This is a genomic window from Bradyrhizobium sp. UFLA05-153 (assembly GCF_054185185.1).
This window is the reverse complement of the sequence record NZ_JBBIAM010000093.1, coordinates 1-15,917: the sequence shown is the minus strand read 5'-3', so window position 1 is coordinate 15,917 and position 15,917 is coordinate 1. Positions and strand designations below refer to the sequence as shown.

Below are 15,917 nucleotides of genomic sequence, written 5' to 3'. Positions count from 1 at the left end.
CTGCATGAAGATCACGGAGACAGCCGATGTCCTCGTCATCGGATCGGGCATGGGCGGTGCGACCTTTGCCGCGGGCCTGGCGCCTACAGGCGCAAGGATCGTGATCCTCGAGCGCGGCCAGCGTTTGCGCGACTGTGAGGCTGCGCGGGATGCGAGGGCGATCTTTCAGCGCGGGGTGTTCCGGCCGCAGGAGTCCTGGCTCGATGGGGCAGGGAAGGCCTTCAACCCCGGCAATTACTACTATGTCGGCGGCAATACTAAGCTTTACGGGGCGGTGCTGATCCGCTACCGCGCGGAGGACTTCGCGCCTGTCGCGCACCGCGACGGAACGACGCCGGGCTGGCCGTTCAGCTATGGCGAACTGGAGCCGTGGTATACCCGCGCGGAGCAGCTCTACAACGTGCGCGGCGCGCTCGGCGACGATTCCTCGGAGCCTTTTCACTCCGCGCCTTATCCGTTCGGCCCGGTGCCGGATGAGCCGGCGATCGCCGCGGTACGACAGCGGCTCAAGAAGACCGGGCTCAACCCGTTTTCACTGCCCCTCGGCATCGACATCGAGACATGGCTCAAGCGCGCCAGGACGCCCTGGGATGCATTCCCGGACGCCGGGCACGGCAAGATGGATGCCGAGTCCTGCGGGCTTGCGTGTGCGCTCGCTCACGACAATGTCGAACTGCGTGAAGATGCACAGGTCGAGCGGCTTGTCGCCGAGCCGGACGGCAAACGCATCGCCGGCGTCGAGGTCATCCAGGCCGGTGAGCGGAGGATGATCTGTGCCGGGATCGTCGTGCTCGCGGCGGGCGCCGTCAATTCGGCCGCGCTGCTGCTGCGCTCGTCACAGGCTGGCATTGCGAACCGTTCCGATGCGGTTGGCCGCTATTTCATGAACCACAATTCCTCGGCCGTGCTGGCGATCGACCCGCGTGTCGTCAACGACTCGATCTACCAGAAGACGATCGGCATCAACGATTTCTATCTCGATGATGGGCACGGCGGACCGCCGCTCGGCAACGTCCAGTTGCTTGGGCGTGTCACCGCCCCGATTCTGAAGGCCAGCATGCCGCTCGCACCGGAATTGGCGCTTGGGCTGATGAGCCGGCATGCCGTCGACTGGTACGCGATGAGCGAGGATCTGCCGAGCGCCGAGAGCCGTGTGACGGTCGATGGTGCGAACATCCGGCTCGATTGGCAGCGTTCGAACTGGACGACCCATCTGGCGCTTGTGGCGGCATTGAAGGAACGGCTGCGTGCTGCGGGCTATCCGATCGTGCTGTCAAAGGCGTTCGACCGACGCACGCCCTCGCATCAGTGCGGGACGGTGCGCATCGGCCTCGATCCCGCGACATCACCGCTCGATCCGTTCTGCCGCGCCTTTGATCACCTCAATCTGTTCGTTGTCGATGCGTCGTTCCTGCCGACGTCGGCGGCGGTGAACCCGTCACTGACGATCGCCGCCCAGGCGTTGCGCGTCGCGGATCATGTCGCGAGGACCGATCTTCGAACTCATGGGGACATGAGATGACGGCTTACGATTACATCATCGTCGGCGCCGGCTCCGCCGGCTGCGTGCTCGCGAGCCGCCTGAGCGTCGATGCGTCGATCAGGGTGCTCCTGCTCGAGGCCGGCGGCAGCGACAACAACCCGCTGTTCAGCATGCCGGCGGGTTTTGCCAAGATGACCAAGGGCATCGCCTCCTGGGGATACTCGACGGTGCCCCAGCGCCACCTGAGCGGTCGGGTGCTGCGCTATACCCAGGCGAAGGTGCTCGGGGGTGGCTCCAGCATCAACGCGCAGGTCTACACCCGTGGAAATGTCCGCGACTATGATGGCTGGGCGGCGGATGGTGCGACAGGTTGGGGCTACGCGGATGTCTTGCCTTACTTCAAGCGCGCCGAAGACAACCAGCGCTTCGTCGACGCCTACCATGCGCGCGGTGGTCCGCTGGGCGTCTCGGTGCCCGTCAACCCTTTGCCGATCAGCGAAGCTTTTCTGCGAGCCGGGCAGGAATACGGAATGCCCTACAATCCCGATTTCAACGGTGCGCGGCAGGAGGGCGTTGGGCACTATCAGGTGACGGTGCGGGATGCGCGGCGCTGCTCGACCGCCACCGCCTATCTGAAGCCGATCCGCGGCCGACCGAACCTCACCGTCCTGACCGGCGCCTACAGCACGCGGATCGTGGTCGAGAACGGGCGTGCTGTCGGAATCGAGTCGGTGCGCGGAGGGGAGCGGGAGATCGTTCGGGCCGGGCGGGAGATCATCCTTGCGTCCGGCGCCATCGGATCGCCTCGTCTTCTGCTGCTATCGGGGATCGGTCCGGCCGATCATCTGAATTCAGTCGGTGTCAGGCCGATCCACGATTTGCCTGGTGTGGGCGAGAATCTTCAGGACCATCTCGACCTCTATGCGATTGCGGAGTGCAAGGGCGACTTTACCTACGACAGCTATGCGAAGCTGCACCGCACGATCTGGGCGGGGCTGGAATATCTGCTGTTCAAGCGTGGACCGGTCGCGTCCACCCTGTTTGAGACCGGGGGCTTCTGGTACGCCGACCCGGCGGCAAGAGCGCTGGAATGGCCGGACGTGCAATTCCATCTCGGGCTCGGCTCAGGAATCGAGGCGGGCGTGGAGAAGCTCAAGCATGCAGGCGTCACGCTCAATTCGGCATTCCTGCGGCCCACCTCGCGTGGCACCGTGCGGCTCGCAAGCGGCGATCCTTCCGCGATGCCTATGATTGATCCGAACTACTGGTCCGATGCGCGTGATCGCTCGGCAGCAATCGAGGGGCTGAAGATGGCCCGCGAGATTCTCCGGCAACCCGCGCTCGAGCCGTTTGTCATGGTCGAGCGAATGCCTGGCATCGCGGCAACGAGCGAAGATGCTCTCGCCGACTACGCATTCAGGTCCTGCAAAACCGACCACCATCCCGTGGGTACCTGCCGGATGGGTGTCGACCAGCTAGCGGTGGTCGATCCGTCGCTGAGACTTCGTGGACTCGATGGCCTGCGGATTTGCGACGCTTCCGTGATGCCGCGCATCACCTCATCCAACACGAACGCGCCGACCATCATGATCGCGGAAAAAGCGGCAGATCTGATTCTCGGGAAGACGGCGCCCTCTGCACCACACTTGGCGAACACAGAAGATGAGACGACCTTGATCGCGGCCGCCCATTCAGGGCTTGTTTGAGCGTGCCTCAGCTATGAGCCAGTCGCGGAACGCCTTCACGTTGGGCCGTTGCAAGGCACGCGGCGGACAGACGACGTAGTAGGCGAAGCCTGCCGGCAGACTCAGGTCGAACGGCCGCACCAACCGGCCTGCTGCAAGGTCATCCCCGACCAGGGCGCTGCGGCCAAGCACGACTCCCTCGCCCCGAATTGCGGCTTGGATCGCGTGGTCGGACGACAGAAACCTCGGGCCTCGATGCGGATCGACATTGTCGATTCCGCCACTATGCAGCCAGATGGCCCAGTCGACGGTGAAGACGTCATGGAGGAGTGTGTGACGAGCGAGGTCGGCCGGGCTGCGCAACGGACACCGGCCTTTGAGCAGTTTCGGGCTGCAGACCGGAAAATGATCTTCCTTCATCAACAGTTCGGTTGTCAGACCCGGATATTGGCCGCCGCCACAGCGAATGGCGATGTCGATTCCGTCGGTGACAAAATCAGCGAGCCGTTCCGACGTCGCCACTCGCACGTCGATATCGCCGTGGATCTGCCGGAAACGAAACATCCTGGGCATGAGCCATCTGGCAGCGAATGAGTCGATAGTGCTGACGCTGACTATTCCAGAGGATTTTCCGGCGGCGGCCGAGGTCGCCGACGCGAGGTGCTCCAGGGCGCGCGAATTTCGGCTGCATAGGATGCGCCAATTGGGGTGAGCCGCACCGAGCGGGTCGCCCGTATCATCAGTTGCACGCCAAGATAATCCTCGAGATTGCGGACTGCTCGACTCACGGCCCCGTGGGTAACGCGCAACTCGTCGGCCGCTCTGGAAAAACTCAGGTGGCGCGCCGCGGCCTCAAAACTCGGCAGCGCATTGAGGGGCGGAAGGGGCGCGGCATGGTCACGGCCAATTTGTGAGAAATCATCACATATTAAAGCCGATTTATCGTTTGCGATCAATGACGATTGAGCCGATTTTGCCTCAAGGTATGGCGGGGCAGACCGCGCAAAGGAGGTGACCATGCAGGACGGAAAAACACGCATTCCGCCGGTCGACGTTGAGACCTGTCCGGACGACCTGCGCGAAACGCTCGAGGAGCAACGCAAGCTTTGGGGCGCACCGCTCTATCCCTATCTCTTCTACGCGCGCCACCCGCCTTACCTCCGCGCCGCCAAGAAGATGTGGGCGGCCCTTCAGGAAGAAGCAGCGCGCGTGCCCGATACGCTTCGAGCGCTGGTGAACCGACGCGTCGCCTGGTCGAACGGCTGCGAGTACTGTCAGGACGCTCATGCGGCAAAAGCCAGCAGGCTGGGTGTCTCGACAGACAAGATCGACGCTCTCAACGACTACGCGAGGAGCCCGCTTTTCAGCGAAGCGGAGAGGGTGGCGCTCGAGTACGCCGATGCGATTACGGAGACGCGCCGCGACGTTGACGACGAGCTGTTCTCGCGCCTCCAACGGCACTACGACGACGACACCATTGCAGAGCTTACGATGATCATCGCGTGGCAAAACGCGTCCTCGCGCTTCAATCACGCGTTCCGTATTCCCTCGCAAGGGTTCTGGACGCGATGATTGAGGCCTCTAGCTGGACTGCGTGAGATCGAGCATGGTTGCCAGCGAAAGCTTTACGGAGTTTCTGCGCGAGCAGCTCGCATCTCTCGGACGCATCACAATGCGCCGCATGTTCGGAAAGACGGGTGTGTTCTGCGACGGGTTCATGCTCGGCATGGTGAGAGACAACACGCTCTACTTTCGGGTGGATGAGCATAACCGGGCGACCTTCAAGGAAGCCGAAACCTTTCCACCTCTCAACTACGAGAAGAGAGGCGAAACCATCGATCTCTCCTTTTGGCGCGCGCCGGAACGGTTGTTCGACGAACCCGACGAGCTTCTCACGTGGGCGCGACTGGCGGTGGCGGCGGCGCGGCGGGTCGCTGCAAAAAGAGAACGGACGGTGCGAAGGCGCCATCGCTCCCCTCGGGAGCCGGGAAAGCAGAAGAGGCGCAGCGTAAGATCGTAGATTGTCGCAAAATTCGCCTTCAGGCAAATCATCTAACCGAAAAGCGGTGCCACGCTCATCCCGCGAGAATGCGCCGGCAGGCGTCCACGAACACTTGGGCGCCGGTGACGATATCAGCGTCAGCCGTGTTCTCGGTCCAGTGATGGCTGATGCCGCCGATCGAGGGCACGAACAGCATCGCCGCAGGCATGATGGTTGCGAGAACCTGGGCGTCGTGGCCGGCGCCGCTGGGCATGCGGACGGAGCGTCCGTTCGCAAAGGCCTTGCTCGCAGCTTCAATGGCCGCCTGGAAGGGCGGATGCATTTTGGCGGGCACGCCGGTGCGTAGCCGCTCCAGGGTGACTTGACAGGGGCCGTGCGCGTTGGCCTCATCGATCATCGTTTGCAGGAGGCCCTCCAGCCGGGCGATCACGGCCGGATCGTCGTCGCGGATCTGGAACAGCATCTCGGCGCCGCCGGGAATGATGCTCGGTGCGCCCGGATCGAGCGTGATGCGGCCCGTCGTCCAGACCGTGCGCGGCCCGGCCACGGCGGGAAACCGTGCGTCGATCGCCACGCAGAATTTGGCCAGCGCCAGGCCCGCGTCCTTGCGCGAAGCCATACGGGTCGTGCCCGCGTGGTTCTGCTCGCCGACGAAATTGATGCGGTACTGCCAGATGCCCACGATCGAGGTGACCACGCCGATCGCAAGGCCGCTCGTTTCGAGCGCATCGCCTTGCTCGATATGGGCCTCCAGATATCCGATGTGACGTCCCGGTTCAGCCGCGATGCGAGGGCGGCCGGCAAGGCCCGCATCGGATAACGCCTCGCGCATGCTCTGCCCGGTGGTGCGGTCGCGCGCTGCGTCGATGTCGGCTTCGCTCACGCCGCCGACATAGGACCGCGAGCCCAGGAAGTGACCGAAATGCCCTTCCTCGTCGCACCAAGCCGCGACTTCGACGGCGCCGCGCAGCGACGGATCGGAATTGATGACGCGCGCGGCCTCCAGCGCATAGACCACCCCAAGCGGACCATCGAGCCAGCCGGCATAGTTCTGGCTTTCGAGATGCGATCCGGCCAGCAGTTTCGGTCCCGCCCGTGTGCTCGTGCCGAGGATGTTGCCGATACCGTCGATCGCGCCGGTGAGGCCCGCCTCGGGAAGTGTTTCGACCAGCCATTCAAGCGACTGCCTGTGCGGCTTTGAAAACGTAGGCTTGTGCACGCCGGTCTTGTAGGCGCCGATGGCGCGGAGCGCATTGAGATCGGCGAGCACGCGCTCGCCGTTGGCGACAGAACGATTGTCAGACATGTTCAGCCACCTTCAACGCCTCGGTGCGGATCTCCTCGACGAGGCGCTCCTTGAGACGGACGAACTCTGGCGTGGTCTTGATCTTGTAGGAGCGCGGATGCGGCAGGTCGACGGCAATCTCGGCCTTGATGCGGCCGGGCCGTGCGCTCATGACGATGACGCGGCTGCCGAGAAAGATCGCTTCCTCGATGTCGTGGGTCACGAACAGCACCGTCTTCTGATCGCGCTCCCAGATCCCGAGCAGCATCTCCTGCATCAAGGCGCGGGTCTGGTTATCGAGCGCGCCGAAGGGCTCGTCGAGCAGCAGGATCTTTGGATCATTGGCGAGCGCGCGCGCGATCGCGGTGCGCTGCTGCATGCCGCCGGACAATTGCTTCGGCCAGTGGTTTTCAAAGCCGGACAGTCCCACCTGGCGGATGAAGGCGTCCGCGATCTTGCCGCACTCAGCTTGCGAAACTCCGCGCTCGCGCAGGCCGAAGGCGATGTTCTCGCGCACGGTGAGCCAGGGGAACAGCGTGTAGGACTGAAACACCATGCCGCGATCCGCGCCGGGACCGCCCACCTCGCGCCCGTCGAGCAGGACGCGGCCGCTGGTCGGCCGGTCAAGACCGGCGACGATGCGGAGCAGGGTGGATTTGCCGCAGCCGGACGGACCGAGGATGGTGACGAAGTCGTTGTCGCCGACGTCCAGGCTGGTCGGCTCGAGCGCCTTGGTCGGCGCATGGCCGGCCCGCGCAGGAAAGGTTCGCGATACCTGATCGATCCTGAGCTTGGTCATGCGAGTTTCCACGGAAACAGCCACGCATTGAACGCCTTGAACAGGAAGTCGGAGACGAGGCCGATCAAGCCGATGACGATGATGCCGAAGATGATCTGCCCGGTGTTGAGCAGAGCCTGGCTGTCGGTGATCATGTGGCCGATGCCTGACGATGAACCGATCAGCTCGGCGACGATGACGTAGGTCCACGCCCAACCCAGCACCAGCCGCAGGATTTCGGCGATCTCGGGGGCGGAGGAGGGCAGCAGCACGCGGCGAATGATGCCGCGGTCGCTGGCCCCTAACGTATAGGCCGCCTCGACCAGGTCGCGCCGTGTGGCGCCGACGGTCACGGCCACCATCAGGATGACCTGAAACACCGAGCCGATGAAGATGACGAGCAGCTTTTGCAACTCGCCGATGCCGGCCCACAGGATGAGGAGCGGAATGAAGGCGGAGGCCGGCAGGTATCGCGCGAAGGACACGAAGGGCTCAAGGAAAGCTTCGATCGGCTTGTAGGCGCCCATCAGCACGCCGAGCGGCACGGCAATGACGGCGGCAAGCGCAAAACCGCCGACCACGCGCCAGACCGTCATCCCGATGTCGAACAGGAAGCCGTGCCGGGTCAGGAGCTCAAAGCCTTCCTGCACCATGGTCAGCGGGTTCGCGAGGAAGGTTTTCGATACATGGCCGCCGAAGGTCGCCCAGGACCACAAGGCAACGAACAGCACGAAGAACGCGAGGCCGTAAGCTGTACGTTGCTTCGCAGTCACGGGATCGAGGGGACGCATCACGGGCGAGGTTTCCAGACGAGAACGAGATCCAGGGTCGGTCCGCTTCGCGCGAAGCGGACCGACCAGGCGTTAGCCGCGGCTACTTGATGAAGCTCGCGTCGAAGAGATCCTCGACCTTCGGCGCCACCTTGATGATGCCGATCTCGAGCAGCAAGTCCGCGGCGTCCTTGTTGAACGCCAGGAACTCGCCGCCGAAGAACTTCTGGTTCGCGGCCTTGTCCTGCCAGCGCAGGTACTTTGCCGAGTTGCCGAACTGCTCGCCGGTCTGCTTCACGTCGGCGCCCATGATCTCGTAGGCCTTGGCCTGATCCTTCGCGATCATGTCGAGCGCCTCGAAATAGCTGTCGGCCAATGCCTGGGCGGCCTTGGGATTCTCGCTCAGGAATTTCGGCGTGCAGCCGAACGTGTCCATCACCATCGGATAGTCGAGCGTGGTGGCGATGATCTTGCCCTTGTCGGGCGCGGCGCGCACCGTCGAGAGGTAGGGCTCGTAGGTCATCGCGGCATCGTTCTGGCCGGAGACGAAGGCCTGCGCGGCCGCGGCCGGCTCCAGGTTCACGACCGTGACGTCCTTCACCGACAGGCCGTTCTTCTTGAGCATCCATGCGAGCGCGAAGTAGGGCGAGGTGCCCGGCGCGGAAGCCGCGACCGTCTTGCCCTTCAGGTCCTTGATCGCCGCGAGATCGTTGCGCACGGCCATGCCGTCGGCGCCGTAGCTCTTGTCGAGCTGGAAGATCTGCTTGGTCGCGACGCCGTTGGCGTTCCAGGAGATCCAGGTCTCGACCGTCGTTGCGGCGCACTGGACGTCGCCGGAGGCGATGGCGAGGTGGCGATCCTTCTGCGGGATCTTCTTGATCGTGACGTCGAGGCCGTTCTTCTTGAAGATGCCAGCCTCCTTGGCGAGCGTCAGCGGCGCAAAGCCGGTCCAGCCGGAGATGCCAATGCCGACCTTGACGTCATCGGCGAGCGCCGGCGTTGCCGCTGCGAGAGCAATGATGGCTGCGAATGCTTTTGTATTACGCATGTTTGTTGTCCTCTTGCCGATCGATGAATTGAACCCGAGTGATCTCTTCACATTGGTCTCTTGCTGCATGAATTGTGCCGCTTGCGACATCGCCGCTCAACCTCCCTTGAAGCGGGCGACGAGACGGTGGGACTCGCCGGGATAGTGCAGCCGCACCGCGGTCAGCGTCCGCGCGCTGCGCCAGGTGTAGCGGTCGATCACCAGGCAGGGCGCGCCGACGGCGATGCCAAGCGCGTCCGCGGTGCGATCATCCGCAACGACGGCGCTGATCGTATGCTCGGCTTCTGTCCACGGGACATGATGAAGCAGCCACGAGCCGGGCGGCTCGGCCGCAAAGTCGGCGTGTGCCGCTTCCGGCACCGCCTCGAGATCGATCAGCCTGTCCTCGAGCGCGAACGGCACGTTGTCGGCGCTGTGGCGGCAGGTGATCGCGATCACCTTGCCGGCCTTTCGCACTCCGAGGCGGGCGCGATCCGCGGCACTTGCGGCGCGGCGTGCGCATTGAACGAGCTGATATCCGTAGCTGCGGCCAAGCGCGGTAATCTCCGCGCGAATGTCGGCGATCTTGAGCACCGCGGACAGATGCTGCGGACGGCGGACGAACGAGCCGGCGCGCCGGCGCCGCTCGATCAGGTCGGCCTGCGCAAGCTCCGACAGCGCCTTGTTCACCGTCATGCGCGAGCAGCGATAGCACGCCATCAATTGATGCTCGAACGGGATGCGATGGCCCGGTGGCCACTCGCCCGTCAAGATCCTGGTCTCGATATCGCGCCGGATCTGCTTGTACAGCGTCGGCTTGTCGTCGAGCTTGTCGGTTGCGAGGCTCATGCGATGAGCCTCCGCACCGTCGTGTTGAAGCGTTCCCGCGCTGAGCGGCGAAGCATATGTTGCCCGCCCTCGACGACCTTCCTGCCGCCGGCCCAGACGCAATCGATCGCGCTCGTGCCCGCCGCAAAGATCCAGCCGTCGAGAACGGCGTCGCCACTGCGGCCGGCGAGCGAGGGATGGGTGGTGTCGAGGGTGACGATGTCGGCGCGCGCGCCGGCCTTGAGGCCCACGACGGGTTGCGCGAGCGCCTGGCCGCCACCGGCCAATGCGCCGTCGAGCAGGGCGCGTCCGGTCGAGACACCGGGCCCGTTCGACAACACGTTGCGCTCGCGGTGCTTGAGCCGCTGACCATATTCGAGCTGGCGCAACTCGTCCGCAATGCCGACCAGCACATTGCAGTCGGTGCCGATGCCGAAGCGGCCGCCGGCATCGAGGAATTCACGCGCGGGAAAAATGCCGTCGCCGAGGCTTGCTTCGGTGACGGGGCAGAGGCCCGCGACAGCGCCTGTCTTCGCGAGCGAAGCGACTTCCATCGGCGTCGTGTGGGTCGCGTGAATCAGGCACCAGCGCTGATCGACAGGCGCGTGTTCGAGCAGCCATTCCACGGGGCGCCTGCCGGACCAGGCGAGGCAATCCTCGACTTCTTTGGTTTGTTCCGCAGCGTGGATATGAATCGGACCGCCGTCGGCAAGCGGAACGATCGCGGCCAGCTGGTCCGGCGTCACGGCGCGCAGGCTGTGCGGCGCGATGCCGATATTGGCGCCGGGTAGCTTGGTGACGGCCTCGCGCGAAGCAGCAAGTAATTTTGCAAACTGATCGACCGAGCAGATGAAACGGCGCTGGCCGGCATGCGGCGCGGCGCCGCCGAACGTGCCGTGCGCATAAAAGCTCGGCAGCAACGTGAGACCGATGCCAGCAGTCTCGGCGGCCTGCGCGATGCGCATCGCCATCTCCGCCGGGTTGGCGTAGGGCGCGCCATCATGATCGTGATGCAGATAATGAAACTCGCCGACGCGGGTAAAACCCTGCTCCTGCATCTCGACATAGAGCAAGGTGGCGACGCTCTCGACGTCGTCGGGCGTCATCGTGAGCGCAAAACGATACATCGTCTCGCGCCAGGTCCAGAATGTATCGGCCGTGTTGCCGCGCGTCTCGGCGAGCCCGGCCATACCGCGCTGGAACGCGTGGCTGTGCAGGCTCGCTAGTCCGGGAATGGCGAGTTGATGGCGCTCGGCTCCGGCTGCCGGCGCGACGCCGGCTGTCACCTCGGCGATGGCGCCGTCGGTGACGACGACCTGCACGTCGTCGGCCCAGCCCGAGGGCAGCAGCGCGGATGCGAAATGCAGTCGTGTCATGTTTCCTGCCGGCTGGACAGAACCGCGCCACGATTATATGTCTAGACATATAAGTCAAGCGTCCGGCAGCGAAGGATTACCTGCATGGCAGAGCGCTTCGATCGGATCTGGCACAATGCCCACCTCGCCACGATGCGGGATGATCTGCCCGATCTCGGCGAGATCCCGCATGGCGTGATCGCGGCGCGCGATGGCCGCATCGTCTTTGCAGGCGCACACTCCGATTTTCCGGCGAATGCAGATGCGGCGGAGTGGATCGATTGCGCGGGGCGGTGGATCACGCCCGGTCTCGTCGACTGCCACACGCATCTGGTTTACGGCGGTAACCGCGCGCACGAATTCGAGCTGCGGCTCAAGGGCGCCAGCTACGAAGAGATCGCGCGCGCCGGCGGTGGCATCGTCTCGACGGTTGCAGCAACGCGGGCCGCGAGCGAGGCGGAGCTCGTTGCGAGTGCGCTGCCGAGGCTCGACGCGCTGATCGGCGAGGGCGTGACGACGCTGGAGATCAAGTCCGGCTATGGGCTCGATACGGACACCGAGCTGCGGCAACTCAGTGCCGCGCGTGCGCTCGCGCGCGTCCGGCCGGTTGCGATCCGCACCAGCTTCCTCGGCGCGCACGCGCTTCCAGTTGAAGCCGGCGACGACAAGGATCGCTACATTGACCTGGTCTGCCGCGAGATGCTGCCGGCGGTGGCGGAGTCCGGGTTTGCCGACGCCGTCGATGCCTTCATGGAAGGCATTGCGTTTTCGGCCGAGCAGACGGCGCGCGTGTTCGCGGCGGCGAGGGCGCTCGGCTTGCCGGTGAAGCTGCACGCCGACCAACTCTCCAATCTCGGCGGCGCAGCGCTCGCCGCAAAATTCTCGGCGCTTTCCGCCGATCATCTCGAGCACACCGATGAGGCCGGGGTCGCAGCGATGGCGCAGGCGGGAACGGTGGCGGTGCTGCTGCCCGGCGCCTTCTATTTCATCCGCGAAACGCAGAAGCCGCCCCTCGAGCTGTTCCGCAAGCATGGCGTCAGGATCGCATTGGCAACCGACTGCAATCCCGGCAGCTCGCCGCTCACCTCGCTTCTGCTCACGATGAACATGGGCGCGACGCTGTTCCGGATGACGGTCGTCGAATGCCTTGCCGGCGTGACGCGCGAAGGGGCGCGCGCGCTTGGCATGCTTTCCGAGACCGGCACGTTGGAGGCCGGCAAATGGTGCGACCTCGCGATCTGGGATGTCGAGCGGCCGGCCGAGCTCGTCTACCGGATCGGTTTCAATCCGCTGTATCGCCGTATCTGGAGAGGCCAGTGAGCGGCGCGGCGACACCGATCGTGGTCACACCCGGCCGCGTCAGCCTCGGCGATCTCGCGCAGGTGCTTGCGGGCGCGACCGTGGTGCTCGATCCCTCGTTCTGGCCTGCGGTCGACGCTGCCTCGGCGATCGTGGCCGCGGCCGCGCAAGCGCCTGCACCGGCCTATGGCATCAACACCGGGTTCGGAAAGCTCGCCTCGAGGCGCATCTCGCCGGACCAGACGGCGACGCTTCAGCACAATCTGATCGTGTCGCATTGCTGCGGCGTGGGACCGCCGACGCCGGAGCCGGTGGTGCGCTTGATGATGGCGCTGAAGATCATCTCGCTGGGGCGCGGCGCATCAGGGGTGCGGCGCGAGGTCATCGCGCAGCTCGAAGCGATGCTGGCGCGCGGCATCTGCCCGCTGGTGCCGCAGCAGGGGTCGGTCGGCGCCTCCGGCGACCTGGCGCCGCTCGCGCACATGGCCGCGGTCATGATCGGCGAGGGGCAGGCGCTGGTTGGCGGAACGATCATGCCGGGCCGCGAGGCCCTGGTCCACGCTGGTCTCGCGCCTTTGACGCTTGGTCCCAAGGAAGGCCTCGCACTCATCAACGGCACGCAATTCTCCACGGCCTATGCGATCTCCGGCCTGTTGCGCGCGCATGCGCTGGCCTGTGCATCGCTGGTGACGGGCGCTCTGTCGGTCGATGCGGCGATGGCCTCGACGGTGCCGTTTCGCTCCGAGATCCACGCGTTGCGCGGCCATCCCGGACAGATCGCCGCCGGCGCGACGCTGATGGCCTTGCTCGACGGCAGCGACATTCGCCAGTCGCACCTTGAAGGCGACGAGCGGGTGCAGGATCCCTATTGCCTGCGCTGCCAGCCGCAAGTCGCGGGCGCCGCGCTCGACGTGCTGGCGCAGGCCGCGCGCACGTTGATGATCGAGGCCAATTCCGTCACGGACAACCCGCTGGTGCTGGTCGAGACCGGCGAGATCGTATCGGGCGGCAATTTCCACGCCGAGCCGGTTGCCTTTTCCGCCGACGGAATCGCGCTCGCGCTGTCGGAGATCGGCGCGATCAGCGAGCGGCGTATCGCAACGCTGGTCGATCCCGCGCTGAATTTCGGCCTGCCGCCATTCCTGACACCGGATCCAGGCCTCAACTCCGGCTTCATGATCGCCGAAGTCACCGCGGCGGCGCTCTACGCCGAGAACAAGCAGCGCGCCGCGCCATGCTCGATCGATTCAACGCCGACCAGCGCCAACCAGGAAGACCACGTGTCGATGGCCGCGCACGCCGCACGGCGGCTCTCCGATATGGCGGATAATCTCGCCTCCATTCTCGGCATCGAGCTGTTGGTCGCTGCGCAAGGCATCACGTTGCGCCTGCCACACCTGACCAGCCCTGCGCTTGCGGCCGTCATCGCCGCGTTGCGCGAGGAGGTGCCGGCGCTCGGGCCCGACCGCTACATGGCCGACGACCTCGTCAAAGCCAAGGCGCTGGTCGAGGCCGGCGCGCTGCCGCGCATTGCGAGCGCGGCGCTCGCGAAAGATCCGTTTCCATCGCTTGCCTCAGAGGTCGCCCCATGAACCGCCGACTGGACAATGAACGCACGATCCGCGCGCCTCACGGCTCCGACATCAGTGCCAGGAGCTGGCTGACGGAAGCGCCGCTCCGCATGCTCATGAACAATCTCGATCCTGATGTCGCCGAGCGGCCCGGCGAGCTCGTCGTCTATGGCGGGATCGGTCGCGCGGCGCGCGACTGGGAGAGTTTTGACCGGATAGTTACTTCGCTGCGCAAGCTCGAAGGCGATCAGACGCTGCTCGTGCAGTCCGGCAAGCCGGTCGGCATCTTCCGCACCCATGCGGATGCGCCGCGGGTGCTGATCGCGAACTCCAATCTCGTGCCGCACTGGGCGACGCTCGATCACTTCAACGCGCTCGACAAGGCCGGCCTGATGATGTTCGGCCAGATGACGGCAGGCTCGTGGATCTATATTGGCAGCCAGGGCATCGTGCAGGGGACCTACGAGACCTTCGTCGAGGTCGGGCGGCGCCATTACGGCGGTAGCCTTGCAGGCAAATGGATTTTAACGGCGGGCCTCGGCGGCATGGGCGGCGCGCAGCCGCTGGCGGCGACGATGGCCGGTGCTTCGCTGCTTGCCATCGAGTGCCAGCCGAGCCGCATCGAGATGCGCCTTCGCACCGGCTACCTCGATCGTCAGGCGAGCTCGCTGGATGAAGCGCTCGCGATCATGGCGGAGGCAGCGCGGACCAGGAAGCCGGTCTCGGTCGGCTTGCTCGGCAACGCCGCCGACATCTTCCCCGAGCTCGTCCGCCGCGGCGTCAAGCCCGACATCGTGACCGACCAGACCAGCGCCCATGATCCGATCAACGGATACTTGCCGAAGGGATGGACGCTTGCGGAGTGGGAAGCCAGGCGCAAGGACGATCCCAAGGCGGTCGAGCTCGCGGCAAAATCCTCCATGGTCGACCACGTCAAGGCGATGCTGGATTTCCACGCGCAGGGCATTCCGACGCTCGACTACGGCAACAACATCCGCCAGATGGCGAAGGACATGGGGCTGAACAACGCATTCGATTTCCCGGGCTTCGTGCCGGCCTATATCCGCCCGCTGTTCTGCCGCGGCGTTGGGCCGTTCCGCTGGGCGGCGCTGTCTGGCGATCCCGAGGATATCTTCCGCACCGATGCTCGCGTGAAGGAGCTGATGCCGCACGACAAGCACCTGCACAACTGGCTCGACATGGCGAAGGCGCGCATCAAGTTCCAGGGGCTGCCGGCGCGGATCTGCTGGGTCGGCCTCGGCGATCGTCATCGGCTTGGCCTTGCCTTCAACGAGATGGTGGCGCGCGGCGAAGTGAAGGCGCCGATCGTGATCGGCCGCGATCATCTCGACAGCGGCTCGGTGGCAAGTCCTAACCGCGAGACCGAGGCGATGCGCGACGGGTCGGACGCGGTATCGGACTGGCCGCTGCTCAATGCGCTCTTGAATTGCGCCAGCGGAGCGACCTGGGTCTCGCTGCATCACGGCGGCGGCGTCGGCATCGGCTATTCACAGCACGCCGGCATGGTGATCGTCGCCGACGGCACGGCGGAGGCCGCCCGCCGCCTCGAACGCGTGCTGTGGAATGATCCGGCGAGCGGCGTCATGCGTCACGCCGATGCAGGCTACGAGACAGCGATCGACTGCGCCCGCGCAAACGGCCTCGATCTGCCGAGCCTGGCAGGCTAGCACTACTTTGGCAGAATCTGTTTGCGCCAGTGTTTTTCAAGGATTTGTTTTCGGCAGTATGGACACCGTTGAGACGGCGGCCGAAGGATGAGATCGACGATGGCGTGACGTACGGCGGGCATGGTTGGCTGAGGCGGAGGTCCGTT

At 65.0% G+C, this 15,917-nt stretch carries 15 protein-coding genes; 7 read left to right on the top strand and 8 right to left on the bottom strand.

Annotated elements, in window-relative coordinates; translation table 11 throughout:
- Positions 1-4: 4 nt before the first annotated feature.
- Together Q2941_RS36975 and Q2941_RS36970 are read left to right on the top strand one after the other, a co-directional pair.
- Positions 5-1,522, top strand: coding sequence for a GMC oxidoreductase (locus Q2941_RS36975; protein WP_458195565.1), 1,518 nt, complete (start codon positions 5-7; stop codon positions 1,520-1,522).
- Positions 1,519-3,189 (top strand): GMC family oxidoreductase, encoded by a 1,671-nt coding sequence (locus Q2941_RS36970; RefSeq protein WP_458195564.1) that lies wholly within the window; start codon positions 1,519-1,521, stop codon positions 3,187-3,189. The genes Q2941_RS36975 and Q2941_RS36970 overlap by 4 nt, the downstream gene beginning before the upstream one ends.
- On the opposite strand, the gene Q2941_RS36965 is transcribed toward Q2941_RS36970, so the two are convergent.
- Positions 3,175-3,741: a LysR substrate-binding domain-containing protein gene (locus Q2941_RS36965; RefSeq protein ID WP_458195563.1), complete on the bottom strand. Its 567-nt coding sequence runs from the start codon at positions 3,739-3,741 to the stop codon at positions 3,175-3,177. The genes Q2941_RS36970 and Q2941_RS36965 overlap by 15 nt on opposite strands.
- 41 nt (positions 3,742-3,782) lie before the next feature.
- The gene (locus tag Q2941_RS36960) at positions 3,783-4,124 is read right to left on the bottom strand and encodes a LysR family transcriptional regulator (RefSeq protein ID WP_458195562.1); all 342 of its coding nucleotides are present in this window, start codon (positions 4,122-4,124) and stop codon (positions 3,783-3,785) included.
- A gap of 61 nt (positions 4,125-4,185) precedes the next feature.
- On the opposite strand from Q2941_RS36960, the gene Q2941_RS36955 reads away from it, so the two are divergent.
- Positions 4,186-4,740 carry a carboxymuconolactone decarboxylase family protein gene (locus tag Q2941_RS36955; protein ID WP_458195576.1) on the top strand — a complete coding sequence of 185 codons (555 nt, stop codon included), beginning with the start codon at positions 4,186-4,188 and terminating at the stop codon, positions 4,738-4,740.
- A gap of 34 nt (positions 4,741-4,774) precedes the next feature.
- Positions 4,775-5,188: a TfoX/Sxy family protein gene (locus Q2941_RS36950; protein ID WP_027525947.1), complete on the top strand. Its 414-nt coding sequence runs from the start codon at positions 4,775-4,777 to the stop codon at positions 5,186-5,188.
- Positions 5,189-5,243: 55 nt separating this feature from the next.
- Here the strand turns inward: Q2941_RS36950 and Q2941_RS36945 are convergent, their stop codons facing one another.
- From Q2941_RS36945 to Q2941_RS36920, 6 genes are all read right to left on the bottom strand, one after another.
- Positions 5,244-6,476 (bottom strand): Zn-dependent hydrolase, encoded by a 1,233-nt coding sequence (locus tag Q2941_RS36945; protein WP_458195561.1) that lies wholly within the window; start codon positions 6,474-6,476, stop codon positions 5,244-5,246.
- On the bottom strand, positions 6,469-7,254 hold the full coding sequence (locus tag Q2941_RS36940) for an ABC transporter ATP-binding protein (protein ID WP_254113068.1): 786 nt from the start codon (positions 7,252-7,254) through the stop codon (positions 6,469-6,471). The genes Q2941_RS36945 and Q2941_RS36940 overlap by 8 nt, the downstream gene beginning before the upstream one ends.
- Complete coding sequence (locus tag Q2941_RS36935) at positions 7,251-8,024, bottom strand: ABC transporter permease (RefSeq protein ID WP_027525944.1); 774 nt, start codon at positions 8,022-8,024, stop codon at positions 7,251-7,253. The genes Q2941_RS36940 and Q2941_RS36935 overlap by 4 nt, the downstream gene beginning before the upstream one ends.
- Positions 8,025-8,106: 82 nt before the next feature.
- On the bottom strand, positions 8,107-9,051 hold the full coding sequence (locus Q2941_RS36930) for an ABC transporter substrate-binding protein (protein ID WP_458195560.1): 945 nt from the start codon (positions 9,049-9,051) through the stop codon (positions 8,107-8,109).
- A gap of 96 nt (positions 9,052-9,147) precedes the next feature.
- On the bottom strand, positions 9,148-9,879 hold the full coding sequence (hutC, locus tag Q2941_RS36925; protein ID WP_027525942.1) for a histidine utilization repressor: 732 nt from the start codon (positions 9,877-9,879) through the stop codon (positions 9,148-9,150).
- The gene (locus Q2941_RS36920) at positions 9,876-11,234 is read right to left on the bottom strand and encodes a formimidoylglutamate deiminase (protein WP_027525941.1); all 1,359 of its coding nucleotides are present in this window, start codon (positions 11,232-11,234) and stop codon (positions 9,876-9,878) included. Before Q2941_RS36920 ends, hutC begins: the two co-directional genes overlap by 4 nt.
- Before the next feature lie 84 nt (positions 11,235-11,318).
- On the opposite strand from Q2941_RS36920, the gene hutI reads away from it, so the two are divergent.
- Genes hutI through hutU form a run of 3 tightly spaced genes read left to right on the top strand, consistent with a single transcriptional unit; the run spans position 11,319 to position 15,771 of the window.
- Positions 11,319-12,533, top strand: a complete 1,215-nt coding sequence (hutI, locus tag Q2941_RS36915; RefSeq protein WP_458195559.1) for an imidazolonepropionase — start codon at positions 11,319-11,321, stop codon at positions 12,531-12,533.
- Positions 12,530-14,104 (top strand): histidine ammonia-lyase, encoded by a 1,575-nt coding sequence (hutH, locus tag Q2941_RS36910; RefSeq protein WP_458195558.1) that lies wholly within the window; start codon positions 12,530-12,532, stop codon positions 14,102-14,104. The genes hutI and hutH overlap by 4 nt, the downstream gene beginning before the upstream one ends.
- Positions 14,101-15,771, top strand: a complete 1,671-nt coding sequence (gene hutU / locus Q2941_RS36905; protein ID WP_458195557.1) for a urocanate hydratase — start codon at positions 14,101-14,103, stop codon at positions 15,769-15,771. Before hutH ends, hutU begins: the two co-directional genes overlap by 4 nt.
- Positions 15,772-15,917 lie beyond the last annotated feature (146 nt).